Here is a 26,045-nt window from a genome sequence, read left to right on the forward strand (position 1 = left end):
CGGTAGACTTCTGTCGTCAGGCCCTCAATGCCGATGCCGATGATGCACATCCGGAAAATGCGCATGGCTATGCCGCATCACACTATGAACATGCACATGACTGTGCGGCTGCGCCGAGTCCCACTCAAATCCGTGCTCATGCTGATGATGTTCATCGTGCACATGCCGATGCCCGTGTTCCGTCGCCTCATGCAGATGCTCATGGGCATGCCGCTCCGTCAGGTGCAGCCACACGCCCACGGCCATCAACGCTGATGCAATCCAGAACGCCACCGTTACCGATTCCCCAAATGCCAGCAGGGCAACGGCGGCACCCAGGAACGGCGCCGTCGAAAAGTAAGCGCCCGTGCGCGCACTGCCCAACCCGCGTAACGCCAGCACGAACATGACCAGGCTGATGCCATACCCCAAAAAACCAACCAGCAGGATAGGCGCCAGCTGTGCCACACCCGGAATCTGCGCGCCGAGGTAGAGCGCCAGGCTGCCATTCACCAGCCCGGCAATCAACCCCTTGGCGCCGGCGATAAACAGCGCATCCGAGGCCGAGACTTTGCGCGTCAGGTTGTTATCAATCCCCCAGCATGCACACGCCAGCGCCACGGCAAACGGCCCGGTCCAGTCGTGGCTGGCGCCGCCGCCGTCGGACCATGACAACACCACGCCGCCCAGCACGATCGCGAGCATGCCGAGGACGATGCGGCGGTCGGCGTTTTCTCTGAACACCAGCCAGGCGATCACGGCGGTCAGCACCGATTCAAGGTTGAGCATCAGGGAGGCGGTCGCGCCGGTGGTGCGGGTCAGGCCGAACATCAGGGCAACCGGGCCGAGGATGCCGCCGAAGGCGATGGCGCCGAGCAGCCAGGGCCATTCAGGGCGGGTCAGCCCGCTGGGTTTCCAGCCGCGATCACGGATAAGGCGCACGCAGGCCAGGCCGAGGCCGCTGCCGAGGTAGAGCAGGCCGGCAAGCAGTATGGGCGAAAGGTCCAGGCCGAGGCTTTTGGCGAGCGGGGTGCTGGCGCCGAACAGGGCGGCGGCGGCGAGTGCGTAAACGATGCTGAGGTTCATGGGCCGTCCTCGAAAGGTTGACCCATGATACGTCGCTTGCCAGGGTCAGCGCCCTGACAACTTGAGACTTACTGCGCGGTTTTCAGCTTGATCACATCACCCGAGATCTTGGTGGTGTAACCGTTCAGGACCCAGGCCCAGAACCATTTTTCCTGCACTTGAGTGTTGATCAGCGCGTCGCCGCCTTTGGCCTTGATGGCGGCATCCTGGGCGCGCACGAAGCGGCTGTTCTGGCCGATCGGGATGATGCCGAGCAACATCACGCCGGTGGCGCTGCCTTCACTGTGGCCCAAAACGGTGTATTGGCTGCTGTCGTACTGCGGGGATTTGATGGCGGTGCCGGTGCAGCCTGCGAGGGTGAAACCGAGAACAGCTGCGGCAACTACTTTACTGACGTACTTCACTGTGAAACTCCATGGACTGACCCCCGGGATTCAATTCTCGAGGGGGCGCTACTTTAATCCCCACACGGGCAGATTGAAATAAATTACCCGGATGTTTCATTTTCAGGCCTGCACGTAAAACGCGCCGTAGGACGTACGCGGGTCAGGATCTGGATTTCCAGAGTTCACCGCCGGGCATACGGGTAATGTGGGAGCTGGCCCACCGCAATCGCAGGCAAGCCAGCTCCCACCTGTTTAACCGCGTTCAGTCAGTCAGAGGTGCAGCCACGCCAGACTACCCAGCACCACTGCCACACCACCTGCGGTATAAGACATACGCTTGAGCCACTCCTTGCGCGTCAGCAACGTAATCGCCGCCAACGAAATTGCGATCTGAATCGCGGTCATCGCCTGCGCCCAGCGGTGATGCTGGTGCAGCGCCTCTTCGGATTTCTGATCCCATTCCTTGGATGTCGCCTCAAGCTTCTCGGCCTGTTTGCGCACCTCTTCCTTCTGGCCCTTGTAGCGCTCGATCTCGTCCTTGTAATGCGCGGCATCCACACCCGGAATATGCGTGGCCAGCTCCGCCAGGTTCTGGCGGCTGGATTTGGCCTGGTAGTAGTTCCACTGGTTGGCGGCTTCGGTCTTGATGATGGCGGCGTTGTTCTTGTCCATCGCTGCTTCGCTCTCGGTGGAGCCGGCCTGGTAGCTGAGCATGGCACCCAGGGTGGCCATCAATGCGGTCATTACGGCGATGCGGCTGGCAAAGTTGTCACCGCGCCCGTGCGCATGTTCGGTGGTGTGTTCAAGGTGTTTTTCGTGGGGGCTGGGGACTTCGAAGGCTTCGGACATGGGGGCGTCTATGAAGGGACTGAGGGAGTCTGATTCTTTACCAGTGAAGCTGTCTCAAGCCTGTACGTAACGCTGCAAACCCTGCACCAGCGCATCAAATGTCACGCGGCAGCGCGGGCTGTTGCGCAGGTCTTCGTGCATGGTCACCCAGGTGTCCAGTTTGAGCGCAAAGCCATCGGGCAGTACCCGACGCAAACGCGGGTCGCGCTGGGCCAGTTGCACCTGGCAGCCGCCGATACCGGCACCGGCGCGGATCAGCGCCAGTTGCGCCAGGTCGCTGTCGCTGCTGATGGCGAAGGCGCTGCGTTCAAAGCCCTTGATGGCCAGGCTGCGGATAAACGCGTTTTCCTGATCGAAACCGATGACGCAATGGTTGACCAGATCCTGCATGTGCAGAGGCATGCCATGCCGTTGCAGGTAATCGTCGCGGGCGTGCAAGCCGACCTCAATCAGGCCGACGCGCTGCGCCAGCAGTTGCGCCTGACTGGGGCGGACCATGCGCACGGCGATGTCGGCTTCCAGTTGCAGCAGGTCGCTGAGGCGGTTGGTCAGCACCAGCTCAACCCGCAGGCGTGGGTGTTGGCGGCGCAGCTGGGTGATGATCGGCGGCAGCACTTCCACGCCGACCACTTCGCTGGCGGACACCCTCACCACGCCGCGCACTTCATCGCCGTGGGCAGACGCGGCCCGCTCCAGGGCGGCGGCGGTGCGTTCCATGGTGTCGGCATGGGCGCGCAAGGTGTGGGCCACGGCCGTCGGCAGCAACCCGGTAGGCGAGCGGGTGAACAGCACCACGCCCAGCTCGGATTCCAGCGCAGCGATGTGCCGGCCCACTGTAGGCTGTGTGATACCGAGCTGCCGCGCAGCACCCGATAACGATCCCTCCTTGAGTACGCCGAGGAACGACCGGTAAAGCTCCCATCCAATTGTCGATGCCATGCATAAATGTATAGCGGCTGGATGGTCTTCGGCAATTTATCTATAGCAAGGCCGCACACACACTGGCCTCACCAACCCGTGTAGGAGAAGGTGATGAGCAAGGTTCTGGTGCTGGGTGCAACCGGCGGGATCGGCGGTGAAGTGGCGCGGCAACTGCACGCGTCTGGCTGGGAGGTGTGTGCGCTGACGCGGGATGTGGGCAAGGCCCGCCGGGCGAATGCCGACTTCTCCTGGGTCGAGGGCGACGCGCTCAACCGTGATGAGGTACGCGCCGCCGCCCGTGGTTGTGCGGTGATCGTGCATGCCGTCAACCCTCCGGGTTATCGCCATTGGGCTGAGCTGGTCATACCGATGATCGACAACAGCATTGCGGCGGCCATCGCCGAGGGCGCGACGATTGTGTTGCCGGGCACGGTCTACAACTTCGGGCCGGATGTGTTTCCGGTGCTGTATGAGGATTCGCCGCAGCACCCGCGAACGCGCAAGGGGGCTATTCGCGTACAACTGGAGCAGCGTCTGGAACAGGCGTCCCGCCGTGGCGCCCGTGTGCTGATTGTGCGCGCCGGGGATTTTTTCGGCGCGCGGGTGGCCAACAACTGGTTTGCCCAAGGCTTGATCAAACCCGGCAAACCGGTACACGCCGTGAGCTATCCGGGCGCGCCGGGTGTGGCGCACCAATGGGCTTATCTGCCGGACGTGGCGCGCACCATGGTCGAGCTGCTTGAACGCCGGTCAACCCTGGAGGCTTTTGCGCGCTTTCACATGGCCGGGCATATGGACACGGACGGCACGCAGATGACCCAGGCGATACAACAGGTGGTGCTGCGCAGGACCGGCCAGCAACCACGCGCAGGTCGTTTCCCATGGTGGTTGCTGAAAGTGGCTGCGCCCTTTGCCGTCACCCTTCGCGAGATGCAGGAGATGCGTTACCTGTGGCAAACCCCGTTGCGTCTGGACAACACGCGGTTGGTCGCGGCTTTGGGGCGCGAGCCGCACACGCCGCTGGAGCAGGCGGTGGAAGCTACATTGCTCGGTCTGGGTTGTTTGCCTGACGCCGTCTGATCAAGCGCACATACACCGCGATATTCACCAGCAGCACCACGGCGCCCAGCCCCAGCTGAATCTGTGGGGTCAGCCCGGCCGGGTAGATCAGTGCAAGGAGGTAATGCTCGATAAAACCGCCGCCATAACCGTCCTGCCCGGCGAGGTGACGCAGCAGGTTCTCCCAGCGGGTCAGCGGGCAGGGCAGATGGAACACTTCCACCGCCACGCCCCAGGTCGCAGCGGGCAGGTGCAGCCACATGACTGGCCGCCACTTGAGCGCCAGCAAGCCGCCAAACAGCACGAACAGGATAAAACACAGGTGGAACAGTACGAGGCTGTCGGCGGCAATGCGATAGAGCATGAAGAGGTTCGCTTTTATCAGGGCTGGCGTTGAGTTTGCAGGTAGTCGATAAACACGCGCAGTTTTTTTGGCGTGTTGCTGCGGTTGAAGTCATACAAGTACAGCGCACTGTGGGCACCTTGAATAGCGCCGCAGGGTGGAGGGCCGCCAAGGTTGCTTACCTACGCTGTAGGCCGCTATTGTGCTGAATCCTTTTAGTCCTTCCCCCAAGGTTCTGTTGCGATGAATGTACCGCGTACCGCAGTCGGTCCCATCAAGGCCGTGATTTTCGATATGGACGGGTTGTTGCTGGATACCGAAGGCATCTACACCGAAGTCACACGGATCATCGCCGAACGCTACGGCCGCACCTACGATTGGGGCATCAAGCAGCATATCATCGGCCGAGGCGCTCAGGACCTGGCCGAATATGTGGTGAAGGCACTGGACTTGCCGATCACACCGGCGGAGTTTCTGCAGATTCGCGAGCCTTTGATGAGCGAGCGTTTCCCCAAAGCCTTGGGCATGCCCGGCGCTGAAGCGCTGGTGCGGCACTTGAAGGCGCACAACATCCCGATTGCCGTGGGCACCAGTTCGTCGCGCCATTCGTTTGGCCACAAGACCACCTTGCACCGTGAATGGTTTGGTTTGTTCGGCACGATCGTCACCGCCGATGACCCTGAAGTGGGGGCCGCCAAACCTGCGCCGGATATCTTCCTCACCGCCGCCCGCCGCCTGGGTGTCGCGCCCGAGGATTGCCTTGTGTTCGAAGACTCGCCGTTTGGCGTGACCGCCGCCAAGGCCGCCCACATGACCGCCATCGCCGTGCCCGATGAAGCCATGGCCGACAGCAAGTACCAGCATGCCGACCAGATCATCCGCAAGCTGGCGGACTTTGACCTGGCGGCCTACGGCTTGCCACCGATGTCCTGACCCAACACGCTCAAAAAATGTGGGAGCTGGCTTGCCTGCGATAGCAATTTTGAGGACGCCATCGCAGCGATGCGGCGACCCGACAAGCCAGCTCCCACATTGGGTTTTGCGGTGCGGCAGAGGTTTTAAGCGCTGAAACCACCATCGATGGTCAGGCTCGCACCTGTGATGTAGCCCGCTTCCGGGCCGGCCAGGTACGCCACGAAGCTGGCAATCTCCTCCACCTGCCCATACCGCCCGACCGCCATCAACCCCATCAAACTCGCCGCAAACTCACTGTCCGCCGGGTTCATATCGGTATCCACCGGCCCAGGCTGCACATTGTTGATGGTGATGCCACGCGGTCCCAGATCCCGGGCCAGGCCCTTGGTCAGCCCCACCAGCGCCGCCTTGCTCATCGCATACGGCCCGCCACCGCCGAACGGCATGCGCTCGGCATTGGTGCTGCCGATATTGATCACGCGGCCGCCTTCGCCCATGTGTTTGGCCGCCTCCTGAGTGGCGATAAATACACTGCGCACATTGATCGCCAAGGTCTGATCGAAGTCTTCCAGCGTGAAGTCTTCCAGTGGCGCGATGGCCAGCACGCCGGCGTTGTTCACCAGAATATCCAGGCGCCCAAAGGCTTCGACGGTGGCGTTGACCGCGTTGCGAATTGCCGTGGCATCGGCGCTGTCGGCCTGAATCGCCAAGGCTTTGCCGCCTGCGCTGATCACGCTGTTTTGCAGTTCTTCGGCCTTGGCGGCGGAGCTGACGTAGGTAAAGGCGACGGTTGCACCCTGCGCTGCCAGACGCTTGACGATGGCAGCGCCAATGCCGCGGGAACCGCCCTGGATCAATGCAACTTTGCCGCTGAGGTTGAGTGTGGTCATGTCGATCTCCAAGTAGTTGATGGACCGAGTATCGGCCTCACCCACTCCAGCCGGTAGACCGTGATTGCTATAGTCTGTGTAAACCAAAAGTTTAGAGTGGTCGATATGGAGAGCTTTGGCAGTATCGAATGTTTCGTGCGCAGCGCCGAAGGTGGCAGCTTTGCCGAAGCCGCGCGGCATCTGAGTTTGACCCCGGCGGCAGTCGGTAAAAGCGTCGCCAAGCTGGAAGCGCGCCTGGGTGTTCGGCTGTTTCAGCGCAGCACCCGGCGGCTGACGCTGACCGAAGCCGGCAAGCTGTTCCTCGAAGAAGTCAGCGCCAGCCTCACCACCATCCAGAACGCGGTGGCCAACCTGGCCAGCGCCGAAGGGCGGCCGGTGGGAACCTTGAAAGTCAGCATGGGCACGGTGGTCGGCTGTTTATACATCGTGCCGTTGTTGGGTGAGTTTCTAAAACGCTTCCCGGATATCAGCCCCGACTGGCATTTTGATAATCGCCAGGTTGATCTGATTGGCCAAGGCTTCGACGCGGCATTGGGCGGCGGTTTTGAACTGCCTCAGGGCGTGGTCGCGCGTAAGCTCGCGCCGGCGCATCGAGTGCTGGTGGCCTCACCCGATTATCTGGCGACACGTGCGAGGGTGTTGCAGCCCGACGACCTTGAGCACTGCGAAGGCATTCTGATTCGTTCGCCACAAACCGGCCGCGTGCGGTCCTGGCAACTGACCGGCCGCCACGGCGGGCACGCGCCGCTGAACCTCAAGGCGCGCATGACCATGAGCGATTCCCAGGCGGCCTGCGTCGCGGCAGGTCAAGGGTTGGGCATCGCGCTGGTGAGCATGCCGTTTGCCGTGCCTTGGCTGGCGACCGGCAAGTTGGTACGCGTACTGCCCGACTGGTACGTCGACGATGGCAACATCTCCATTTACTACGCTGAACACAAACTGCTGCCCGGCAAGACCCGGGCGTTTGTCGACTTCATCATCGAGCAGTTTGCCGAGCAGAAACTGGGGCAAGCATTCAGCGCGATTTGATCAAGGCAATCTACCGACCTGGCCAGCCGATCACCTTCTTCGGCCTTGGCGTTGCGTAAGTCCTGATCTTCGACGTCGACAACCCCAGGCGCACCAGGGATTCGGCAATGGTCACCGCCGCCGTGACGCCATCTACCACCGGCACGCCGGTACGCTGGCGAATCTGCTCATCCAGCCCGGCCATGCCGCCGCAGCCCAGGCAGATGACTTCGGCCTTGTCGTCGCGAATGGCCAGCTCCGCCTCGCGCACGATGGCTTCCATGGCGGCCAGCGGGTCTTCTTCCAGTTCCAGCACTGCCATGCCGCTGGCGCGCACCGAGGCGCAGCGTTGATAGAGACCCGCGAGTTTCAAGCGGTCTTCAATCAGCGGCACGGTGCGGTCCAGGGTAGTCACCACCGAATAGGCATGGCCCAGAAACATCGCCGTGCTGGCCGCCGCTTCGGTGATATCCACCACCGGTACGTTGAGCAATTCCTGCAAACCTTCACGGCCGTGTTCGCCGTAGCCGGCCTGGATCACCGCATCAAACGGCTGGTCGTAGGCCATCACCCGGTCCATCACCGCGATGGCGGCCAGGTAGCTTTCAAAGTTGCCCTCCACTGATTCCGCACCGAAGAACGGGGTGAGCCCGACAATCTCGGTGCCCGGTGAAGCCACGGCCCGCGCCTGCTGGGCGATGGTCTCGGTGATGGAGGCGGTGGTGTTGACGTTGACCACGAGGATACGCATGGAATGTCCTTGATTAATGACTGACGTTATCGACTGCAATGCTTTCGCCGCTGACATCGGCGTAGAACCCTTGGCGCTTGGCAATCAGCAAGTACAACAGCCCTGCAATACCGGCGCCAAACAGCCAGGAAAACGGTGCCACACTGGCAAAACCCGGCAACAGCGCCAGCAGAATCGCGATGACTGCCGCCGGAATAAACGCCGCGACCGCGCGTAAATTGACCCCACGGCTGTAGTAATAAACGCCATTCGGGTCTTCGCTATACAGCTGCAGTACATCCACCTGGCTTTTACGGATCAGCCAATAATCGACCATGATCACCCCATACAGCGGCCCCAGCAGCGCACCCAGCCCGGAGAGGAAATACACGATCACCAGCGGGCTGTTGTAGAGGTTCCACGGCAGGATCAGCACCGCCACAGTGGCGCTGATCAACCCGGCGCGCCGGAAGTTCAGGTACTTGGGCGCCAGGTTGCTGAGCACAAAGGCCGGCGCGACAAAGTTGGCCATGATGTTCACCGCCACGGTAACGATCAGGAACGCCAGGCAGCCCAGCACGAGGAAGAAGGTATTGGGGATGGCCGCGATGATTTCGGTCGGGCTTTCGATCACCCGGCCATTGAGCTGGAACTGCCCGCCGCAGAGCAACACGGTGATCGCGGCAAACACCAGGATATTCACCGGCAAGCCCCAGAAGTTGCCGACCAGGATGGTCTTGCGGCAGGGCGAGGAGCGGGCGAAATCGCAGAAATTGAGGATCAGCGTGCCGTAGATGCTCAGCCACAGCGCGCCACCGGCAAAAATGTTGCGCCACATCTCGCCGCCGCTCAGAGGCTCGCGGATCGACCAGGCGATATTGCCGCCGACCTGAAAGTACATCCAGCCGGCCAGCGACGCCACGGTCACCAGAATCACCGGCCCGGCGAAGGCTTCATAGCGGCGCACCATTTCCATGCCGTAGGCCAGGATCGCCAGTTGCACAAACCAGATCGTTATAAAACACGCCCAGCCCAGGGTCGACAGGCCGAGAATCGAGTTGTGGTCATAGTCGGCAAATCCTGGATGAATCGCCGACAGCAGCACACGGAAAACCACCGAGGCCAGGTAGGTCTGAATACCAAACCAGGCAATCGCAATCACCGCGCGGATCAACGCCGGGATCTGCGCACCATGGATGCCGAAACTGATACGGCTGATCACCGGAAACGGCACGCCGGTTTTCTGGCCCATAAACCCCGACAAGTTCATGAAGAAATACACCAGCGCCGCGCCGATCCCCAGGGACAACAGGATCTGCCAGCCGCCGAGGCCCAGCGCATACAAGCCGATGGCAAACGAATAGTTGGCGATGTTGTGCACGTCGTTGGTCCACAACGCGAAGATGCTGTAACGCCCCCAGCGTCGGCCTTCGGCTTTGGTGGGCGCCAGGTCCTTGTTGTGCAGGCGTGGGCTGAGCACCAATGGGCCGAGGCTTGCCGCCTCGGGGTTCAGGGAAGAGGAGGGCAGATCCAGTGCGATGTCATTCGAGAGGCTTGTACGCATTCCGGCAGGCTCCGGCGCATCTGCAGGAACAGTGCAGATGGCAAAGTGTATGTATGTTTTGTATTTATTGTATACAAAGCGCTACTCACCTTAAGCCACACGTGTGCCAGTTTCGGGTCTATGAAAATATGGGCTAATTTCGTTTTTATAGGTTAGATAAATAACTAGCTGAATTAAAAGAAATATAAATTGACCGATTGAACAGGTATTTATTTTTTGACGGGGAGGCGCGTTATTGAAGCGTCGAACAGCGTGCGTAAATGGGTGTTACGTTTTGGTGCGAATGCCCCAGAATTGCACACATAAATGGCACTTATGGTTACATTGATGTGTACATTTTCTATAGGCGGTGCAAAACAAAATGTGGGAGCGGGCTTGCTCGCGAAGACGGCGTGCCAGTCGACTTATAAGTGACTGATCCACCGCCTTCGCGAGCAAGCCCGCTCCCACACTTTTTTACCGTGTTAGCTTTCAAGCCTTGCTGATGATATTCCCAGCATGCAGCCCACATTCCTTCTGCGTGGCTTCCTCCCACCACCAACGCCCTTCGCGCTCGTGCTGGTTGGGCAATACCGGGCGGGTGCAGGGCTCGCAGCCGATGCTGATAAACCCGCGCTCATGCAGGCTGTTGTAGGGCAGCTCCAGCATGCGGATGTAGCCCCAGACTTCCTCGCTGGTCATCTGCGCCAGCGGGTTGAATTTGTACAGGGTGCGCTCCGGGGTGGATAACGCCGTATCGATCTCCAGCGCCGCCACCTGGCTGCGAGTGCCGGGGCTCTGGTCACGGCGTTGGCCGGTGGCCCAGGCGTTCACGCCGGACAGCTTGCGGCGCAGCGGTTCGATCTTGCGTATGCCACAGCATTCACCATGGCCGTCTTTGTAGAAGCTGAACAGGCCTTTCTCTTTGACGAAGGGTTCCAGCTTGCTCTGGTCCGGCGAAATCAGCTCGATGTCGATCTTGTAGAAGTCGCGCACCTGCTCGATAAACCGGTAGGTCTCCGGGTGCAGGCGGCCGGTGTCGAGGCTGAACACCTTGACGTTCTTGTTCAGCTTCCAAGCCATATCGACCAGCACCACATCCTCGGCACCGCTGAAGGAAATCCACAGGTCATCACCGAACTGGCCGAATGCCAGTTTGAGAATGTCCTGGGCGGATTTGTTGGCATAAGTCGCGGCGAGTTCAGCGACGTCGAAGGCTTGGTTCATCAGGACGGTTCCTACAGGTCAGTGGCGCTGAGCGCTCTATAGGGGAGCGATGGTATCAAAATCCGCTCTGCGTTGCGGCGCCGCGCTTGAATCGCTAGAGTTCGGCAGTCCTTTTGCTCGCTCAACTAATAACATCCAATAGGAGTGTCTTGTGGAAATTGCCTGTCTCGACCTGGAAGGGGTGCTGGTCCCGGAAATCTGGATCGCCTTCGCCGAAAAAACCGGTATTGAATCCCTGCGGGCCACCACTCGTGACATTCCCGACTACGACGTGCTGATGAAGCAGCGTCTGCGCATTCTTGACGAGCATGGGCTCAAACTTGCCGATATCCAGGAAGTGATCGCCACCCTCAAGCCGCTGGATGGCGCTATGGAGTTCGTCAACTGGCTGCGCGAACGCTTCCAGGTAGTGATTCTGTCGGACACCTTCTACGAATTTTCCCAGCCATTGATGCGCCAGCTCGGTTTCCCGACCTTGCTGTGCCACCGCCTGATCACTGATGAAAATGATCGAGTGGTGAGCTATCAACTGCGTCAGAAAGACCCTAAGCGCCAGTCCGTGCTGGCGTTCAAGACCCTTTACTACCGCGTGATCGCCGCTGGCGATTCCTACAATGACACCACGATGCTGGGTGAAGCTGACCGTGGGATTCTGTTTCATGCGCCGGAAAATGTGATTCGCGAGTTCCCGCAGTTCCCGGCGGTGCACACCTTTGAGGACTTGAAGAAAGAATTTATCAAGGCGTCGAATCGGCAGTTGAGCCTGTAATACACCCAGCGCTGTTGATGGCCCCATCGCAGGCAAGCCAGCTCCCACATCACCCGTGGGAGCTGGCTTGCCTGCGATGAGGTCCGTGCGGCCACTGCTTAAACTCCGGCCAGTAACCGCTCATAAGGAATGCTCAAGCCTTCGTGCAGCCGTTTGATCATCGACAGGCTCAGCTTGCGCTTGTGGTTCAGCACCTCTGACACCCGCCCGCTGGTGCCAATGAAGGGCTCCAGATCACGGGCTGTCATGCCAAGCTGTTCCATGCGAAATTTAATCGCTTCCACCGGGTCCGAAGGTGGCATGGGAAAGTGTTCCGCCTCGTACTTCTCGATGAGTACGGCGAGAATTTCCAGCTCGTCACCCTCAGGCGAGCCGATTGGCGCGCCCCAAAGCTGCTCCACACGCGCAAGCGCGGCAGCCAGGTCTTCCTGGGAATGAATAGGTTTGATGTTCATCACACGGTCTCCGCGTTGATCTGGTCATATTGCATATGGGTGCCCGCGAAACGCACGAACCCCAGCTGTCGTTGATAGTCGATCGCCATGATCACTCGATACTTGTTGCCGCCCACGTTAAACACCACCCGGCTGCCCTTGAGAATACTCGCCGTTCTAAGCTCTGCCTTGAGTGCCTGTGGCGTTGTGTAAGTGGTCCTCTCCATATGGCGATACAGCTCGACCAGCGGTGTCTTGGCATCGGTATAAGCGGGATGGCTTTCCCAGAATGTCCGTAAGGTCGAGAGAGCGATTATCCGCATCGCTGTATCCTCCCAATTTGGGAGATATTAGGTGGGGTTGGTGTGAGATGCAATCTCGGAATTAATTTCTGACGAATAGGCAGTCGCTTCATGTGATCCTTCACAGGTGGCGGGTGGACGGTCTGAACCGGACGCTATCGGCCCGCTCATACTTCGTCCACAGCCGTTCTGATTCAGGTTTTTTCTGTCGCTGGGCGCCGCGTGCGAGCGCCAGGAAAGGCGGGGTGCTACAGGTTTTCCAACGTGTGTAACAAGACCCGTACTTTGGTCAGCGACTCTTGATACTCTGCCTCCCATTGCGAATCCGCCACGATCCCGCCGCCGCCCCAGCAGTTCACGTGCCCGTCCTTGACCAGCAGACTGCGGATGGCGATGGAGCTGTCCATTTCGCCGCGTACATCCAGATACACCAGCGAGCCGCAGTACAACCCGCGCCGGGTCGGCTCCAGCTCATCGATGATCTGCATCGCGCGGATCTTCGGCGCGCCGGTGATGGAGCCGCCAGGGAAGCTGCCGGCGATCAGGTCGAGGGCGTCTTTGTCATCGGCCAGCACCCCGGTCACGCTGCTCACCAAGTGGTGCACATTGGGGTAGCTTTCCAGGCTGAACAACTCCGGCACCTTTACCGAGCCGGTGCGGCACGTGCGGCCGAGGTCGTTGCGCAGCAGGTCGACAATCATCAGGTTTTCGGCGCGATCCTTGGGGCTGGCCAGGAGTTCGGCGGCGTTGGCGGCATCCTCTTCCGGCGTCAAACCCCGCGGGCGGGTGCCTTTGATCGGGCGGGTCTCCACCTGGCGTTCGCTGATCTGCACGAAACGTTCCGGCGACAGACTGAGTATCGCGCCGTCATCCGGCAAGCTCTGAAACCCGGAAAACGGTGTAGGGCAGGCCTCACGCAGCGCGCAATACGCGACCCAGGGATCGCCGGCACAGGGCGCGCGAAAACGTTGCGCAAAGTTGACCTGGTAGCAGTCGCCTGCCTGGATGTAGGCCTGAATACGCACGATGGCCTGTCGGTAGGCCTCGGGCGTGAGGTCCGGCGCCATGGGACCGTTCAGCTTGAAGGTGTCAGATGATTCAGCCGTTGGTTGCCCAAACAGGTCGAGCAACCGAAGCCGTTCGCTGTCGGCCAACGCAGGGTGGAATACCAACTGGCTGGTCTGCGCCTGGTGATCGCTGATCAGCGCCCAGGCATACAGGCCGAAGCGCGCATCCGGCAGGTGCAGGTCATCCACGGCCCAATCAGGCAGTTGCTCCAGGTGCCGGCCAAAGTCATAACTCAAGTAGCCAATCAGGCCGCCAGCGAAGGGCAGCGCGTAACCTGCCGGCAGATCCGCTTCGCCCAATTGCGTCAGGTTTGCCCGCAAGCGTTGCAGGAAATCAGCGCCACTTTCGTCAGGCGCTACCGTCAATGTCGCGTGCGGCCAGGCGCTGAGCAGGTCATAACGCCCGCGTTCGGCAGCCGGGCGGCCACTGTCGAGCAGCACTGCGCCAGGGGCATGACGAATCGCCGCAAAGTAGTCGGCGGGGTTGGCCCGGTAGGGCAGCGGGTGTACGGAGCAGGTCGACATTGCAGGGTGGATCAGCTGTTGGCGTGGGGGTGGCGATTGTAGTCCCCTCAAGGGTTTGGTCCTAGAGGGGATGTCGGTGATAGCTGGATAGAGGTGTTGCTTGTCAGAAAGCTATCGCAGGCAAGCCAGCTCCCACATAAGAACGCGATCAACCTGTGGGAGCTGGCTTGCCTGCGATGAGGCGATCAGCCTTCCACCGCAGGAATATGCCCAAACATTTCCTGCACAAACTTCACGCGTTCTTCCGCAGTTTCCGTCACGCCAGCCGCTTTGAGTTCGTCCAGTCGCGCTTCCACCGCGTGGGTACGCAAGGTCAAACCGCAGTCATTGGCGATTTGGATATTCAGCCCCGGCCGCGCATTCAGCTCCAGGATCAACGGGCCTTTTTCCTGGTCCAGCACCATGTCCACACCGATATAGCCCAGACCGCACAGCTCGTAGCAGCCGGCCGCGAGCTTCATGAACCCGTCCCAGTTGGGCAGTTGCACGCCATCCACCGCGTTGGTGGTGTCGGGGTGTTTGGTAATGATGTTGTTCAGCCAGGTGCCGCGCAGGGTCAGGCCGGTGGCGAGGTCCACGCCCACGCCAATCGCGCCCTGGTGCAGGTTGGCCTTGCCGCCGGACTGACGGGTCGGCAGGCGCAGCATGGCCATCACCGGGTAGCCCATCAGCACGATAATGCGGATATCCGGCACGCCTTCGTAGCTGATGCTCTTGAAGATCTGGTCGGGCACCACGCGGTATTCGATCAGTGCGCGGTCGCGGTGGCCGCCCAGGGAATACAAACCGGTGAGGATGCTGGAGATCTGGTGCTCGATTTCTTCATGGCTGATGATCTTGCCGGACACCGTGCGGTAGCGCCCTTCAAACCGGTCGGCCACCACCAGGATGCCATCACCGCCCGCGCCCTGGGCCGGTTTGATCACGAAGTCGCTGCGCCCGCCGATGATTTCGTCGAGCTTGTCGATTTCCTTCTCGGTGGAAATGACCCCGTACATCTCGGGCACATGGATGCCCGCGGCAATCGCCCGTTCCTTGGTGATGATCTTGTCATCCACGATCGGGTACAGGCTGCGCTTGTTGTACTTGAGCACGTAGTCGGCGTTACGCCGGTTGATGCCCATGATCCCTCGCGCTTCGAGGGCCTTCCAGGTTTTCCAGAAGCCGAACATTACGAGTCAGCCTTGAGGAAGGCCTTGAAACGCACCAGCTCGGTGAGGCGATAGCCGCGATGGCGACCCATGGCCAGCATGAAACCCACCAGGATCAACAGGATGGCCGGGAAGGTGAACACAAAGTAGACCAGCTCCGGCACGCTCATGATGATGTGCGCCAGGGCAGCGGCGAACAGGGTGCCCACGGCCACTTTCAACGCATGGTTGGCGCCGCGTTCTTCCCAGGTGATCGACAGACGCTCGATGGTCATGGTCAGAATCACCATCGGGAACAGCGCCACCGACAGGCCGCGTTCCAGGCCCAGCTTGTGGCTGAACAGGCTGATGGCCGCAATCAGCACCACCACAAAGGTCAGCACCACCGAGAGCCTCGGCAGCATCTGCAATTTCAGGTGTTCCAGGTACGAACGCAGCGAAAGGCCCAGCGCGGTGATGATGGTAAACAGCGCAATGCCGAAGCCCAACTGCGTCTCGCGAAACGCCAGGGCGATCAGTACCGGGGTGAAGGTGCCCAGGGTTTGCAGGCCGATCAGGTTGCGCAGGATCAGAATCACCAGCACGCCGATGGGGATCATCACCATGATCATGAAGGTCTGCTGGGTTTGCAGCGGCAAGCCGTACAACGAGTATTCGAGGAAATTGGCGTCGGTGTTTTCGTCGGTCAGCTTGGCCAGGCGAATCGCGTTCATCTCGCTGTTGTTGAGGCTGAAGGTCACCATGGCTTTCTTGCCGCCCTCCACCGAAATCAGGTTTTCATCACCGGTCCACCACAGCAGGCGGTCGGACGGCAGGCCCTGCTCGCCGGTTTCCGGGTTGAAGTACAGCCAGTCATTGCCGTTGAAGCTGCGCAGCCACAGTTCCGGGGTTTGCGGCTGGTCGGCGACCAGCCGGATAGTGTGGACTTTTTCCACCGGCACATGGGCGATCGACAGCAACAGTTCGACGATCTTGGCTTTGTGCGGCGTGGACGGGTCGCCCGCCAGCAGCAGCTTTACATTGTCGTCGTTGAGGTTGTTGGTGCGCTTGATCGCTTCGGTGATAAAGGTCTCGACGTCGGCCGAATGCTGGCGGATCGGCGCCAGCAGGGCTTCGGCGGCGATTTTTTCCGGGCCTTCGACGGCGATGCTGTCGCGGAAGGTCGGGCCTTTGACCTTGACCTTTTCGCCGCTGTAACGCTTGGTCAGCACCAGGCGGTAATACAACGTCTGGTTGCCCTTGGCGCGGCGCGCCGACCAGGTGACCTTGCGGTTGCCGTCGGCGCGGTTGACGCTCACGCCGTAATTATTGGAAATAAAACTCTCGTTAAGGCTGACGAAGTCGCGGCTCAGGGGCGGCACGAACATCGAAATTTTCACCGGGTCCTTGGGGTTGGCGACGAATTCGACCTTGGCGTCGATGTTCCACAAGTCGTCGGTGGCGTCTTCGGTGACGGGGATGCCCAGCACGAAAATCTGGTAAGCGGTGACCGAAATACCCAATACCACCAGGATGGTGATGAGGATTTTCAGGTGCAGGGTCAGAGAGCGCATTCGGTTTACTCGGCGGTATGAGCGTCGGCGGCGCAGGCGGGTTTGCCCGCTGCGTATTTAAGACTGGGGTCGACCAGCGCATCAAAGCGTTTCAACGCTTCGGAGCCGATCAGCAGCGGGTATTGGAAGGCGCTGCGGTCAGTCAAGTTCACTTCGATGCTGCGTAAAGCGGTGCCCATGCAGATATCCAGGGCAATCACTGGGCGGGCGGTGTAGTTCTTGTCCTCATCGGGGTCGTAGTCACCGGCGCGGCGCTTGATCTTGCTCACGCGGGCCAGAGGACGTTCGATGGGGTGGGAATGGGCGGTGTCGATGGCGAGATAAAAGCGAACCCAGGATTCGCCGTTGCGCTTGAAGCGCTTGATATCGCGGGCGCTCAACGAGGCGGTCTTGGCGCCGGTGTCGAGTTTGGCGGCCACTTCCAGGTCGATGCCGGCCAATTTGGCGTATTCATTCAGGCCATACACGGTCTTCTCGGCGGCAACGCCAAGGCCAGGTATGCACAGTAGGCAAATAAGAAGGAAGGGCTTGAGTCTCATAGATCCTGACGCGGTGCAGTGCGATGTTTAATTCAAGGCGACTGGCATTGCTGCGCAAACTCCCTCGTGCGCCGTTTCATCAAGTGATGTCAGGCAAAAGCGGCGGGCATTCTAACATGATGCTTTTCTGGCGCCAGCGCTGGCAGGCGGCCATGCCCTGTGAAGGTGCGGCAAGGGTTATTAGACGATTGTCGACAATGTGTATTTATTCTTTGACTAACAGGGCTTGATTGGCTAGTTTTTGCGGCATTGCTTTTAAAGGTGTCGACAATATGCTGGATCAACTGGAAACGCCGATGGTGGCGCAAGACGATTCCCAGACCATGTCCGAGAACGTTTTCCGGCGCATCCAGGCCGCCATCGTCAAAGGCGAGATCGCTCCCGGCAGCAAAATCTCCGAACCGGAGCTGGCGCGCACCTACGGCATCAGCCGTGGCCCTTTGCGTGAGGCTATCCACCGCCTCGAAGGCCAGCGCCTGCTGGTGCGCGTACCTCACGTCGGCGCCAGAGTGGTGTCCTTGAGCCATGCCGAGCTGATCGAGCTGTATGAAATCCGCGAATCCCTGGAAGGCATGGCTTGCCGCCTGGCGGCCGAGCGCATGACCGACGCGGAAATCGAAGAGCTGCGCCAGGTGTTGCACACCCATGAGCGCGACGAAGCGTTCCAGGCGGGCCTGGGCTACTACCAGCAGGAGGGCGACTTCGATTTTCATTACCGGATAATTCAAGGCGCCGGTAACCGCACCCTTACCCAAATGCTCTGCGGCGAGCTGTACCAGTTGGTGCGCATGTACCGCATCCAGTTTTCCGCCACCCCTAATCGTCCACGCCAGGCTTTTGCCGAGCATCACCGCATTCTTGACGCGATTGCCGATCGCGATGGTGAACTGGCCGAGTTGTTGATGCGCCGCCATATCGGCGCTTCCAAACGCAATATTGCCCGTCACTTCCCGGACGGCGCTCCTTCATCACGAGGTGAGTCATGAGTTCCAACAATAAAACCACTCCAGGCCAGCGTTTTCGTGACGCCGTTGCCAGTGAACAGCCCTTGCAGGTGGTCGGTGCCATCAACGCCAACCACGCGCTGCTGGCCAAGCGCGCCGGTTTCAAGGCGATTTATCTGTCAGGCGGCGGCGTTGCCGCCGGTTCCCTGGGCGTGCCGGACTTGGGCATCACCGGCCTGGATGACGTTCTCACCGACGTACGCCGCATCACCGACGTGTGCGACCTGCCGCTGCTGGTCGACGTCGACACCGGTTTCGGCTCCTCGGCGTTCAACGTGGCGCGCACCGTCAAGTCGATGATCAAGTTCGGCGCCGCCGCCATCCACATCGAAGATCAGGTCGGCGCCAAGCGTTGCGGGCATCGCCCGAACAAAGAAATCGTGTCCCAACAGGAAATGGTCGACCGCATCAAGGCCGCCGTGGACGCACGCACCGACGACAGCTTCGTGATCATGGCGCGCACCGACGCGCTGGCGGTTGAAGGCTTGGAGTCGGCGCTGGAGCGTGCCGCCGCCTGCATCGAAGCCGGCGCCGACATGGTGTTCCCGGAAGCCATCACTGAGCTTGAGATGTACAAGCTCTTTGCGTCAAAGGTAAAGGCCCCGATCCTGGCTAACATTACCGAGTTCGGTGCAACCCCTCTCTATACAGTCGATCAACTGAAATCTGCCGATGTTTCCATCGTGCTGTACCCGCTCTCGGCTTTCCGCGCCATGAACAAGGCCGCCGAGAACGTCTACACCGCGATCCGTCGCGACGGTACGCAACAGAACGTGATCGACACCATGCAAACCCGCATGGAGCTTTACGATCGCATCGACTACCACACATTCGAGCAGAAGCTCGATGCGCTGTTCGCCGCGAAAAAGTAACGAACGCGCCTCCCTGAATAACTACAAAATTGGAGAAGAACCATGGCTGAAGCAAAAGTACTGAGTGGCGCCGGCCTGCGTGGCCAAGTGGCCGGGCAGACCGCACTGTCCACCGTCGGCCAGGCCGGTGCCGGCTTGACCTATCGCGGCTACGACGTGCGCGAACTGGCCGCCGATGCGCAATTTGAAGAAGTTGCCTACCTGCTGCTCTACGGCCAATTGCCGAGCAAAACCGAATTGGCCGCCTACAGCGCCAAACTCAGCAAACTGCGCGACCTGCCGCAAGCGCTTAAGGAAGTGCTGGAACGCATCCCCGCCGACGCCCACCCGATGGACGTGATGCGCACCGGTTGCTCGTTTCTGGGCAATATCGAGCCCGAGAAAGACTTCAGCGCCCAGCACGATGTCACCGACCGCCTGCTCGCCGCTTTCCCGGCGATCATGTGCTACTGGTATCGCTTCAGCCACGACGGCAAGAAGATTGACTGCGTGACCGACGAGCCAAGCATCGGCGGCCACTTCCTGCACCTGCTGCATGGCAAGAAGCCCAGCGAGTTGCACGAGAAGGTCATGAACGTGTCGCTGATCCTCTACGCCGAGCACGAATTCAACGCCTCGACCTTCACCGCCCGCGTGTGTGCTTCAACCCTGTCCGACCTGTATTCCTGCGTGACCGCCGCCATCGGCTCGCTGCGCGGCCCGTTGCATGGCGGCGCCAACGAAGCCGCGATGGAGATGATCGAGCGTTTCGGCTCGGCCGAAGAAGCCGTCGAAGGCACCCTCGGCATGCTGGCGCGCAAAGACAAGATCATGGGGTTTGGCCACGCGATCTACAAAGACAGCGACCCGCGTAATGAAGTGATCAAGGGCTGGGCGAAAAAGCTCGCCGATGAGGTCGGCGACAAGGTGTTGTTCCCGGTCTCGGAGGCTATCGACAAGACCATGTGGGAGCAGAAGAAGTTGTTCCCCAACGCCGACTTCTACCATGCCTCGGCGTACCACTTCATGGGCATCCCGACCAAGCTGTTCACGCCGATCTTCGTGTGCTCGCGCCTGACCGGCTGGGCCGCGCATGTGTTCGAGCAGCGCGCCAATAACCGCATCATCCGTCCAAGTGCCGAGTACATCGGCGTTGAGCAGCGCAAGTTCGTGCCAATCGAACGTCGCTGAGTGAAGAGCCTGGCGATCCTGAAGTGGTAACCGAATCAAAAATGTGGGAGCGGGCTTGCTCGCGAATACGGTGTGTCATTCAACACATCCGGCGACTGTTCCACCGCTTTCGCGAGCAAGCCCGCTCCCACATTTTGATCGCATTCCACCTCGGAGTCAGTCGGCACCTTGTGAACCTACCGTGACCGAGTCCTGACGATGAACACTGAATTTCGCAAACCGCTGCCCGGCAGCCGCCTGGATTTCTTCGACGCCCGCGCGGCTGTCGAGGCAATCACCCCCGGCGCCTACGCCACCTTGCCGTACACCTCGCGCGTACTCGCCGAAAACCTGGTACGCCGCTGCGACCCGGCCACCCTCAACGCTTCCCTGAGCCAACTGATCGAACGCAAGCGCGACCTCGATTTTCCGTGGTTCCCGGCGCGTGTGGTGTGCCATGACATCCTCGGCCAGACTGCGCTGGTCGACCTCGCCGGCCTGCGCGATGCCATTGCCCTGCAAGGCGGTGACCCGGCGCAGGTCAACCCGGTGGTGCCGACCCAACTGATCGTCGACCACTCCCTGGCCGTCGAAGCCGGTGGTTTTGACCCCCAGGCCTTCGAGAAAAACCGCGCCATCGAAGACCGTCGCAACGAAGACCGTTTCCACTTTATCGAGTGGACCAAAAAGGCCTTCAAAAACGTCGACGTGATCCCGCCGGGCAACGGCATCATGCACCAGATCAACCTGGAGAAAATGTCTCCGGTGATCCAGGTGCGCGACGGCGTGGCCTTCCCCGACACCTGTGTCGGCACCGACAGCCATACCCCGCACGTAGACGCCTTGGGCGTGATCGCCATCGGCGTCGGCGGCCTTGAAGCCGAGAGCGTGATGCTCGGCCGCGCCTCGTGGATGCGCCTGCCGGAAAGCGTCGGCGTGGAGCTGACGGGCAAGCTGCAACCGGGCATCACCGCCACCGACATGGTGCTGGCGCTGACAGAGTTTCTGCGCAAACAGAAAGTCGTGGGTGCCTGGCTGGAGTTCTTCGGCGAAGGCGCTTCGGCACTCACCCTGGGCGACCGCGCGACCATCTCCAACATGGCCCCGGAATACGGCGCTACCGCCGCGATGTTCTACATCGACCAGCAGACCATCGCCTACCTGAAACTCACCGGCCGTGAAGACGAACAGGTCACACTGGTCGAGCAATACGCCCGCCATACCGGCCTGTGGGCAGACGACCTCAAGGGCGCGCAATACGAGCGTGGCCTGACCTTCGACCTGTCCAGCGTCGTGCGTAACATGGCCGGCCCGAGTAACCCGCATGCGCGCGTGGCGACCAGTGATCTGGCGTCCAAAGGCATCTCCGGCCAGTGGGACGAAGTGCCGGGGCAAATGCCCGACGGCGCGGTGATCATCGCCGCCATTACCAGTTGCACCAACACCAGCAACCCGCGCAACGTGATTGCCGCAGGCTTGCTGGCACGTAATGCCAACCAGCTTGGGCTGACGCGCAAGCCCTGGGTCAAGTCCTCGCTGGCGCCGGGCTCGAAAACCGTGGCCATGTACCTGGAAGAAGCCGGCCTGGGCCGTGAGCTGGACAAGCTCGGCTTCGGCGTGGTGGCGTTTGCTTGCACGACGTGCAACGGCATGTCCGGAGCGCTTGACCCGGTGATCCAGCAAGAAATCATCGACCGCGACCTGTACGCCACGGCCGTTTTGTCGGGTAACCGCAACTTCGACGGGCGTATTCACCCGTATGCCAAGCAAGCGTTCCTGGCTTCGCCGCCGTTGGTGGTGGCCTATGCGATTGCCGGTACCATCCGTTTCGACATCGAAAAGGACGTGCTGGGCCTGGATGCCGACGGCAAGGAAATCCGCCTGAAAGACATCTGGCCGAGCGACGAAGAGATCGACGCTGTGGTCAAGGCCTCGGTCAAGCCGGAGCAGTTCCGCGCCGTCTATATTCCGATGTTCGCGATCCACGAAGACACCGGCCCCAAAGTCGCGCCGCTGTACGACTGGCGCCCGCAAAGTACCTATATCCGTCGCCCGCCATACTGGGAAGGCGCGCTGGCCGGTGCGCGTCCGCTGAAGGGCATGCGCCCGCTGGCGGTACTGCCGGACAACATCACCACCGACCACCTGTCGCCGTCCAACGCGATCATGCCGGGCAGCGCCGCGGGTGAATACCTGGCGAAAATGGGCCTGCCGGAAGTCGACTTCAACTCCTACGCGACGCACCGCGGCGACCACTTGACCGCCCAGCGCGCGACCTTCGCCAACCCGAAACTGTTCAACGAAATGGTGCTGGAAAACGGCAAGGTCAAGCAGGGTTCCCTGGCGCGTGTCGAGCCCGAAGGCCAGGTCACGCGGATGTGGGAAGCCATCGAAACCTACATGGAACGCAAGCAACCGCTGATCATCATCGCCGGCGCCGACTACGGCCAGGGCTCGTCCCGCGACTGGGCGGCCAAAGGCGTGCGCCTGGCCGGTGTAGAGGCGATTGCCGCCGAAGGGTTCGAGCGCATCCACCGCACCAACCTGGTGGGCATGGGCGTGTTGCCGCTGGAGTTTTTGCCGGGCACCGACCGCCACACACTGAAGATCGACGGCAGCGAAACCTATGACGTGGTCGGCCAGCGTACGCCGCGTGCGCAGCTGACGCTGGTGATCAACCGCAAGAATGGCGAACGTGTCGAAGTGCCGGTGACGTGCCGCCTGGACACCGCCGAAGAAGTGTCGATCTACGAGGCGGGCGGCGTATTGCAACGTTTTGCCCAGGACTTCCTGGAATCGGCGGCGACCGCTTGAGGGGATAACCATGGCACATGCAGCGCAAATCAAGATCCCCGCCACCTACATGCGTGGCGGTACCAGCAAGGGCGTGTTTTTCAGCCTCAAGGACCTGCCCGAATCGGCGCAGGTGCCGGGTGCTGCTCGCGATGCCTTGCTGTTAAGGGTCATCGGCAGCCCTGACCCCTACGACAAGCAGATCGACGGCATGGGCGGTGCGACCTCCAGTACCAGCAAAACCGTGATCCTGGCCAAAAGCACCCGCGCCGATCACGACGTGGACTACCTGTTTGGTCAGGTCTCGATCGACAAGCCGTTTGTCGACTGGAGCGGCAACTGCGGCAACCTGTCGGCGGCGGTGGGCTCGTTCGCCATCAGCGCCGGGCTGGTTGACCCTGCCCGCGTGCCGCATAACGGTGTGGCGGTGGTGCGGGTGTGGCAGGCCAATATCGGCAAGACCATCATCGCTCACGTACCGATCACCGACGGCGCGGTGCAGGAAACCGGCGACTTTGAGCTCGACGGCGTGACCTTCCCGGCCGCCGAAGTGCAACTGGAGTTCATGGACCCGGCAGCGGAAGAAGAGGGTGGCGGTGGCTCGATGTTTCCCACCGGCAACTTGATCGACGACCTGGAAGTGCCGGGAGTCGGCACCTTCAAGGCGACGCTGATCAACGCGGGCATCCCGACGATCTTCATCAACGCCGAAGACCTCGGCTACACCGGCACCGAACTGCAAGGCGCGGTCAACAGCGACCCGAAAGCGCTGGCGATGTTCGAGACCGTGCGGGCCTATGGCGCGTTGCGCATGGGTTTGATCAAACACCTGGACGAAGCCGCCCAGCGCCAGCACACGCCGAAGGTCGCGTTTGTGGCCAAACCTTTGGATTACGTGGCCTCCAGTGGCAAGGCAATCAAGGCCGGTGATGTGGATTTGCTGGTGCGCGCACTGTCCATGGGCAAGCTGCACCACGCGATGATGGGCACGGCGGCGGTGGCGATTGGCACGGCGGCGGCGATTTCCGGCACCCTGGTCAACCTCGCGGCCGGTGGTGTGGAGCGCAACGCGGTGCGGTTCGGGCACCCGTCCGGCACCTTGCGCGTGGGCGCCGAGGCCACCCAGGTTAGCGGCGAATGGGTGGTGAAAAAAGCCATCATGAGCCGCAGCGCACGGGTGCTGATGGAAGGTTTCGTGCGCGTGCCCGGCGACGCGTTCTAAAGACCAACACAATCCCTTTTGGGGAGTGGGCTTGTGTGGGAGCGGGCTTGCTCGCGAAAGCGGTGTATCAGTCACCTTATGTGTAGCTGACACACCGCTTTCGCGAGCAAGCCCGCTCCCACAGGGGTTCAACACTATCCGAACTACCAAGGCAGGCAACCAGACCGGCCTTAACATGATCAACCGTGAGCCCGAGGACTAACCCCAACCCACTTTGGAGTACTGCCATGAGCGCCAACGTCGACCAGAACAACCGCCCCGACTACGACCAGGTCCTGCAGGACATTGCCGACTATGTCCTCAACTACCGTATCGATTCCCGGGACGCCCTGGACACCGCCCGCAACTGCCTGATGGATACCCTCGGCTGCGGCCTGCTGGCCCTGCGTTTTCCCGAGTGCACCAAGCACCTGGGGCCGATTGTCGAAGGCACCGTCGTGCCGTTCGGCGCGCGTGTGCCGGGCACCTCATTGCGCCTGGACCCGGTCAAGGCTGCCTGGGACATTGGCTGCATCGTGCGCTGGCTCGACTACAACGACACCTGGCTCGCCGCCGAATGGGGCCACCCTTCGGATAACCTCGGCGGCATCCTCGCCGTGGCTGATCACGTGTCGCAAAAACGTGTGGCCAACGGTGACGCGCCACTGACCGTGCGTGTGGTGCTGGAAGCGATGATCATGGCCCACGAAATCCAGGGCGTGATTGCCCTCGAAAATTCCTTCAACCGCGTCGGCCTCGATCATGTGCTGCTGGTGAAAGTCGCCTCCACGGCGGTCACCGCCAAGCTGATGGGCGCCAACCGTGAACAGCTGCTGTCGGCGTTGTCCCATGCCTTTGTCGATGGGCAGGCGCTGCGCACCTATCGCCACGCACCCAATGCCGGTTCGCGCAAATCCTGGGCGGCCTGGGATGCATCGAGCCGTGGCGTGCGCCTGGCCGATATCGCAATGCGCGGCGAGATGGGCATCCCCGGTGTGCTGAGCGCGCCGCAATGGGGTTTTTATGACGTGCTGTTCAGCCACACCAACAAAGACCTCGCACTCAAGCCTGAGGACAAGCGTGGGTTCAGCCTGCCCCAGCCTTATGGCACCTATGTGATGGAAAACGTGTTGTTCAAGATCAGCTTCCCGGCCGAGTTCCATGCGCAAACGGCCTGTGAGGCGGCGGTGGCCTTGCACCCGCTGGTCAAGGAGCGTCTGCATGAAATCGAACGCATCGTGATCACCACGCATGAGTCGGCGATTCGCATCATTTCCAAAGTCGGGAAACTGGCCAATGCCGCCGACCGCGACCACTGCCTGCAATACATGACTGCCGTGCCGTTGGCCTTCGGCAATCTGGTGGCCGAGCAGTACGAAGATGAGTTCCACGCGGCGCACCCGATCATCGATGAGCTGCGTGACAAGATGGAGATCGTTGAGGACTTGCGCTACAGCCGCGAATACCTGGAGGCCGACAAGCGCTCCATCGCCAATGCCGTGCAGGTGTTTTTCAAGGACGGCACCCACACCGGGCAGGTCGCGGTGGAATACCCGATTGGGCATCGTCGCCGTCGGGTGGATGGGATTCCGTTGTTGGAGGACAAGTTCAAGGCCAACCTGGCCACGCGGTTTACCGCGCAGCGCAGTGGCGAGATTTTTGCGTTGTGCAAGGATCAGGCGCGGCTTGAGGCCACGCCGGTGAATCGGTTTGTGGACCTGTTCGTAATCTGACAAACACCCGAAAACTA

The 26,045-nt window shown here is 60.9% G+C and carries 25 protein-coding genes; 10 read left to right on the top strand and 15 right to left on the bottom strand.

Translation table 11 applies throughout. From position 1 onward, the window contains the following. Positions 1-24: 24 nt before the first annotated feature. The 4 genes from BLV67_RS13045 to BLV67_RS13060 form a co-directional block, all read right to left on the bottom strand. On the bottom strand, positions 25-1,065 hold the full coding sequence (locus BLV67_RS13045; protein WP_069787987.1) for an EamA family transporter: 1,041 nt from the start codon (positions 1,063-1,065) through the stop codon (positions 25-27). Positions 1,066-1,133: 68 nt separating this feature from the next. Continuing rightward, positions 1,134-1,469 carry a hypothetical protein gene (locus BLV67_RS13050; RefSeq protein ID WP_056861597.1) on the bottom strand — a complete coding sequence of 112 codons (336 nt, stop codon included), beginning with the start codon at positions 1,467-1,469 and terminating at the stop codon, positions 1,134-1,136. 252 nt (positions 1,470-1,721) lie between these two features. Next, positions 1,722-2,300: a DUF4337 domain-containing protein gene (locus tag BLV67_RS13055; RefSeq protein ID WP_065929911.1), complete on the bottom strand. Its 579-nt coding sequence runs from the start codon at positions 2,298-2,300 to the stop codon at positions 1,722-1,724. Positions 2,301-2,354: 54 nt separating this feature from the next. Further along, the gene (locus tag BLV67_RS13060) at positions 2,355-3,239 is read right to left on the bottom strand and encodes a LysR family transcriptional regulator (protein ID WP_069787988.1); all 885 of its coding nucleotides are present in this window, start codon (positions 3,237-3,239) and stop codon (positions 2,355-2,357) included. A 93-nt stretch (positions 3,240-3,332) separates the two neighbouring features. Here BLV67_RS13060 and BLV67_RS13065 point away from each other — a divergent pair, with 93 nt between their 5' ends. Beyond that, positions 3,333-4,301 (top strand): NAD-dependent epimerase/dehydratase family protein, encoded by a 969-nt coding sequence (locus BLV67_RS13065; protein WP_065929909.1) that lies wholly within the window; start codon positions 3,333-3,335, stop codon positions 4,299-4,301. Here BLV67_RS13065 and BLV67_RS13070 read toward each other — a convergent pair. Beyond that, positions 4,261-4,644 (bottom strand): DUF2784 domain-containing protein, encoded by a 384-nt coding sequence (locus tag BLV67_RS13070; protein WP_065929908.1) that lies wholly within the window; start codon positions 4,642-4,644, stop codon positions 4,261-4,263. The two genes, BLV67_RS13065 and BLV67_RS13070, sit on opposite strands and share 41 nt — an antisense overlap. A gap of 222 nt (positions 4,645-4,866) precedes the next feature. Between BLV67_RS13070 and BLV67_RS13075 the strand changes: the two genes are divergently transcribed. Then, complete coding sequence (locus tag BLV67_RS13075; RefSeq protein ID WP_069787989.1) at positions 4,867-5,556, top strand: HAD-IA family hydrolase; 690 nt, start codon at positions 4,867-4,869, stop codon at positions 5,554-5,556. A gap of 125 nt (positions 5,557-5,681) precedes the next feature. On the opposite strand, the gene BLV67_RS13080 is transcribed toward BLV67_RS13075, so the two are convergent. Then, positions 5,682-6,428: a 3-oxoacyl-ACP reductase family protein gene (locus BLV67_RS13080; protein ID WP_065929906.1), complete on the bottom strand. Its 747-nt coding sequence runs from the start codon at positions 6,426-6,428 to the stop codon at positions 5,682-5,684. A 105-nt stretch (positions 6,429-6,533) separates the two neighbouring features. On the opposite strand from BLV67_RS13080, the gene BLV67_RS13085 reads away from it, so the two are divergent. Then, positions 6,534-7,457, top strand: coding sequence for a LysR family transcriptional regulator (locus BLV67_RS13085; RefSeq protein ID WP_069787990.1), 924 nt, complete (start codon positions 6,534-6,536; stop codon positions 7,455-7,457). A gap of 10 nt (positions 7,458-7,467) precedes the next feature. Here BLV67_RS13085 and BLV67_RS13090 read toward each other — a convergent pair whose 3' ends face one another. The 3 genes from BLV67_RS13090 to BLV67_RS13100 all read right to left on the bottom strand — a co-directional run bounded on the left by BLV67_RS13090 (position 7,468) and on the right by BLV67_RS13100 (position 10,936). Beyond that, positions 7,468-8,187 (bottom strand): aspartate/glutamate racemase family protein, encoded by a 720-nt coding sequence (locus tag BLV67_RS13090; RefSeq protein WP_069787991.1) that lies wholly within the window; start codon positions 8,185-8,187, stop codon positions 7,468-7,470. A gap of 13 nt (positions 8,188-8,200) precedes the next feature. Then, on the bottom strand, positions 8,201-9,730 hold the full coding sequence (locus BLV67_RS13095; protein ID WP_065929903.1) for an NCS1 family nucleobase:cation symporter-1: 1,530 nt from the start codon (positions 9,728-9,730) through the stop codon (positions 8,201-8,203). Between the two features lie 471 nt (positions 9,731-10,201). Further along, positions 10,202-10,936 (bottom strand): phosphoadenylyl-sulfate reductase, encoded by a 735-nt coding sequence (locus tag BLV67_RS13100; protein WP_069787992.1) that lies wholly within the window; start codon positions 10,934-10,936, stop codon positions 10,202-10,204. 151 nt (positions 10,937-11,087) lie between these two features. Here BLV67_RS13100 and thrH point away from each other — a divergent pair, with 151 nt between their 5' ends. Continuing rightward, entirely contained in the window at positions 11,088-11,705 is a 618-nt protein-coding gene (gene thrH, locus BLV67_RS13105; RefSeq protein ID WP_069787993.1) for a bifunctional phosphoserine phosphatase/homoserine phosphotransferase ThrH, read from the top strand. Between the two features lie 98 nt (positions 11,706-11,803). Here the strand turns inward: thrH and BLV67_RS13110 are convergent, their stop codons facing one another. The 6 genes from BLV67_RS13110 to rloA all read right to left on the bottom strand — a co-directional run bounded on the left by BLV67_RS13110 (position 11,804) and on the right by rloA (position 17,276). Further along, the gene (locus BLV67_RS13110; protein ID WP_065929900.1) at positions 11,804-12,160 is read right to left on the bottom strand and encodes a helix-turn-helix domain-containing protein; all 357 of its coding nucleotides are present in this window, start codon (positions 12,158-12,160) and stop codon (positions 11,804-11,806) included. Next, positions 12,160-12,462: a type II toxin-antitoxin system HigB family toxin gene (locus BLV67_RS13115; protein ID WP_069787994.1), complete on the bottom strand. Its 303-nt coding sequence runs from the start codon at positions 12,460-12,462 to the stop codon at positions 12,160-12,162. Before BLV67_RS13115 ends, BLV67_RS13110 begins: the two co-directional genes overlap by 1 nt. A gap of 227 nt (positions 12,463-12,689) precedes the next feature. After that, on the bottom strand, positions 12,690-14,033 hold the full coding sequence (gene pabB / locus BLV67_RS13120; RefSeq protein WP_069787995.1) for an aminodeoxychorismate synthase component I: 1,344 nt from the start codon (positions 14,031-14,033) through the stop codon (positions 12,690-12,692). Positions 14,034-14,218: 185 nt separating this feature from the next. Further along, entirely contained in the window at positions 14,219-15,205 is a 987-nt protein-coding gene (locus BLV67_RS13125) for an alpha-L-glutamate ligase-like protein (RefSeq protein WP_065929897.1), read from the bottom strand. Then, complete coding sequence (rloB, locus tag BLV67_RS13130) at positions 15,205-16,737, bottom strand: osmotic stress tolerance membrane protein RloB (protein WP_069787996.1); 1,533 nt, start codon at positions 16,735-16,737, stop codon at positions 15,205-15,207. The genes BLV67_RS13125 and rloB overlap by 1 nt, the downstream gene beginning before the upstream one ends. Positions 16,738-16,742: 5 nt before the next feature. Then, positions 16,743-17,276: a retropepsin-like aspartic peptidase RloA gene (gene rloA, locus BLV67_RS13135; protein WP_058422048.1), complete on the bottom strand. Its 534-nt coding sequence runs from the start codon at positions 17,274-17,276 to the stop codon at positions 16,743-16,745. Between the two features lie 272 nt (positions 17,277-17,548). Here rloA and BLV67_RS13140 point away from each other — a divergent pair, with 272 nt between their 5' ends. The 6 genes from BLV67_RS13140 (at position 17,549) to prpD (ending at position 26,028) form a co-directional block, all read left to right on the top strand. Continuing rightward, positions 17,549-18,262 (top strand): GntR family transcriptional regulator, encoded by a 714-nt coding sequence (locus BLV67_RS13140; protein WP_065929895.1) that lies wholly within the window; start codon positions 17,549-17,551, stop codon positions 18,260-18,262. Then, positions 18,259-19,152, top strand: coding sequence for a methylisocitrate lyase (gene prpB / locus BLV67_RS13145; protein WP_017134742.1), 894 nt, complete (start codon positions 18,259-18,261; stop codon positions 19,150-19,152). Before BLV67_RS13140 ends, prpB begins: the two co-directional genes overlap by 4 nt. Positions 19,153-19,194: 42 nt before the next feature. Further along, complete coding sequence (gene prpC, locus BLV67_RS13150) at positions 19,195-20,322, top strand: bifunctional 2-methylcitrate synthase/citrate synthase (protein ID WP_065929894.1); 1,128 nt, start codon at positions 19,195-19,197, stop codon at positions 20,320-20,322. A gap of 198 nt (positions 20,323-20,520) precedes the next feature. Beyond that, positions 20,521-23,115 (top strand): Fe/S-dependent 2-methylisocitrate dehydratase AcnD, encoded by a 2,595-nt coding sequence (gene acnD, locus BLV67_RS13155; RefSeq protein ID WP_069787997.1) that lies wholly within the window; start codon positions 20,521-20,523, stop codon positions 23,113-23,115. A gap of 10 nt (positions 23,116-23,125) precedes the next feature. Continuing rightward, positions 23,126-24,316 (top strand): 2-methylaconitate cis-trans isomerase PrpF, encoded by a 1,191-nt coding sequence (gene prpF, locus BLV67_RS13160; RefSeq protein ID WP_069787998.1) that lies wholly within the window; start codon positions 23,126-23,128, stop codon positions 24,314-24,316. 227 nt (positions 24,317-24,543) lie between these two features. Then, positions 24,544-26,028 (top strand): 2-methylcitrate dehydratase, encoded by a 1,485-nt coding sequence (prpD, locus tag BLV67_RS13165; protein WP_069787999.1) that lies wholly within the window; start codon positions 24,544-24,546, stop codon positions 26,026-26,028. Positions 26,029-26,045: the final 17 nt, after the last annotated feature.

It is taken from the genome of Pseudomonas salomonii (assembly GCF_900107155.1).
In the GTDB taxonomy this organism is placed as follows: domain Bacteria; phylum Pseudomonadota; class Gammaproteobacteria; order Pseudomonadales; family Pseudomonadaceae; genus Aquipseudomonas; species Aquipseudomonas salomonii.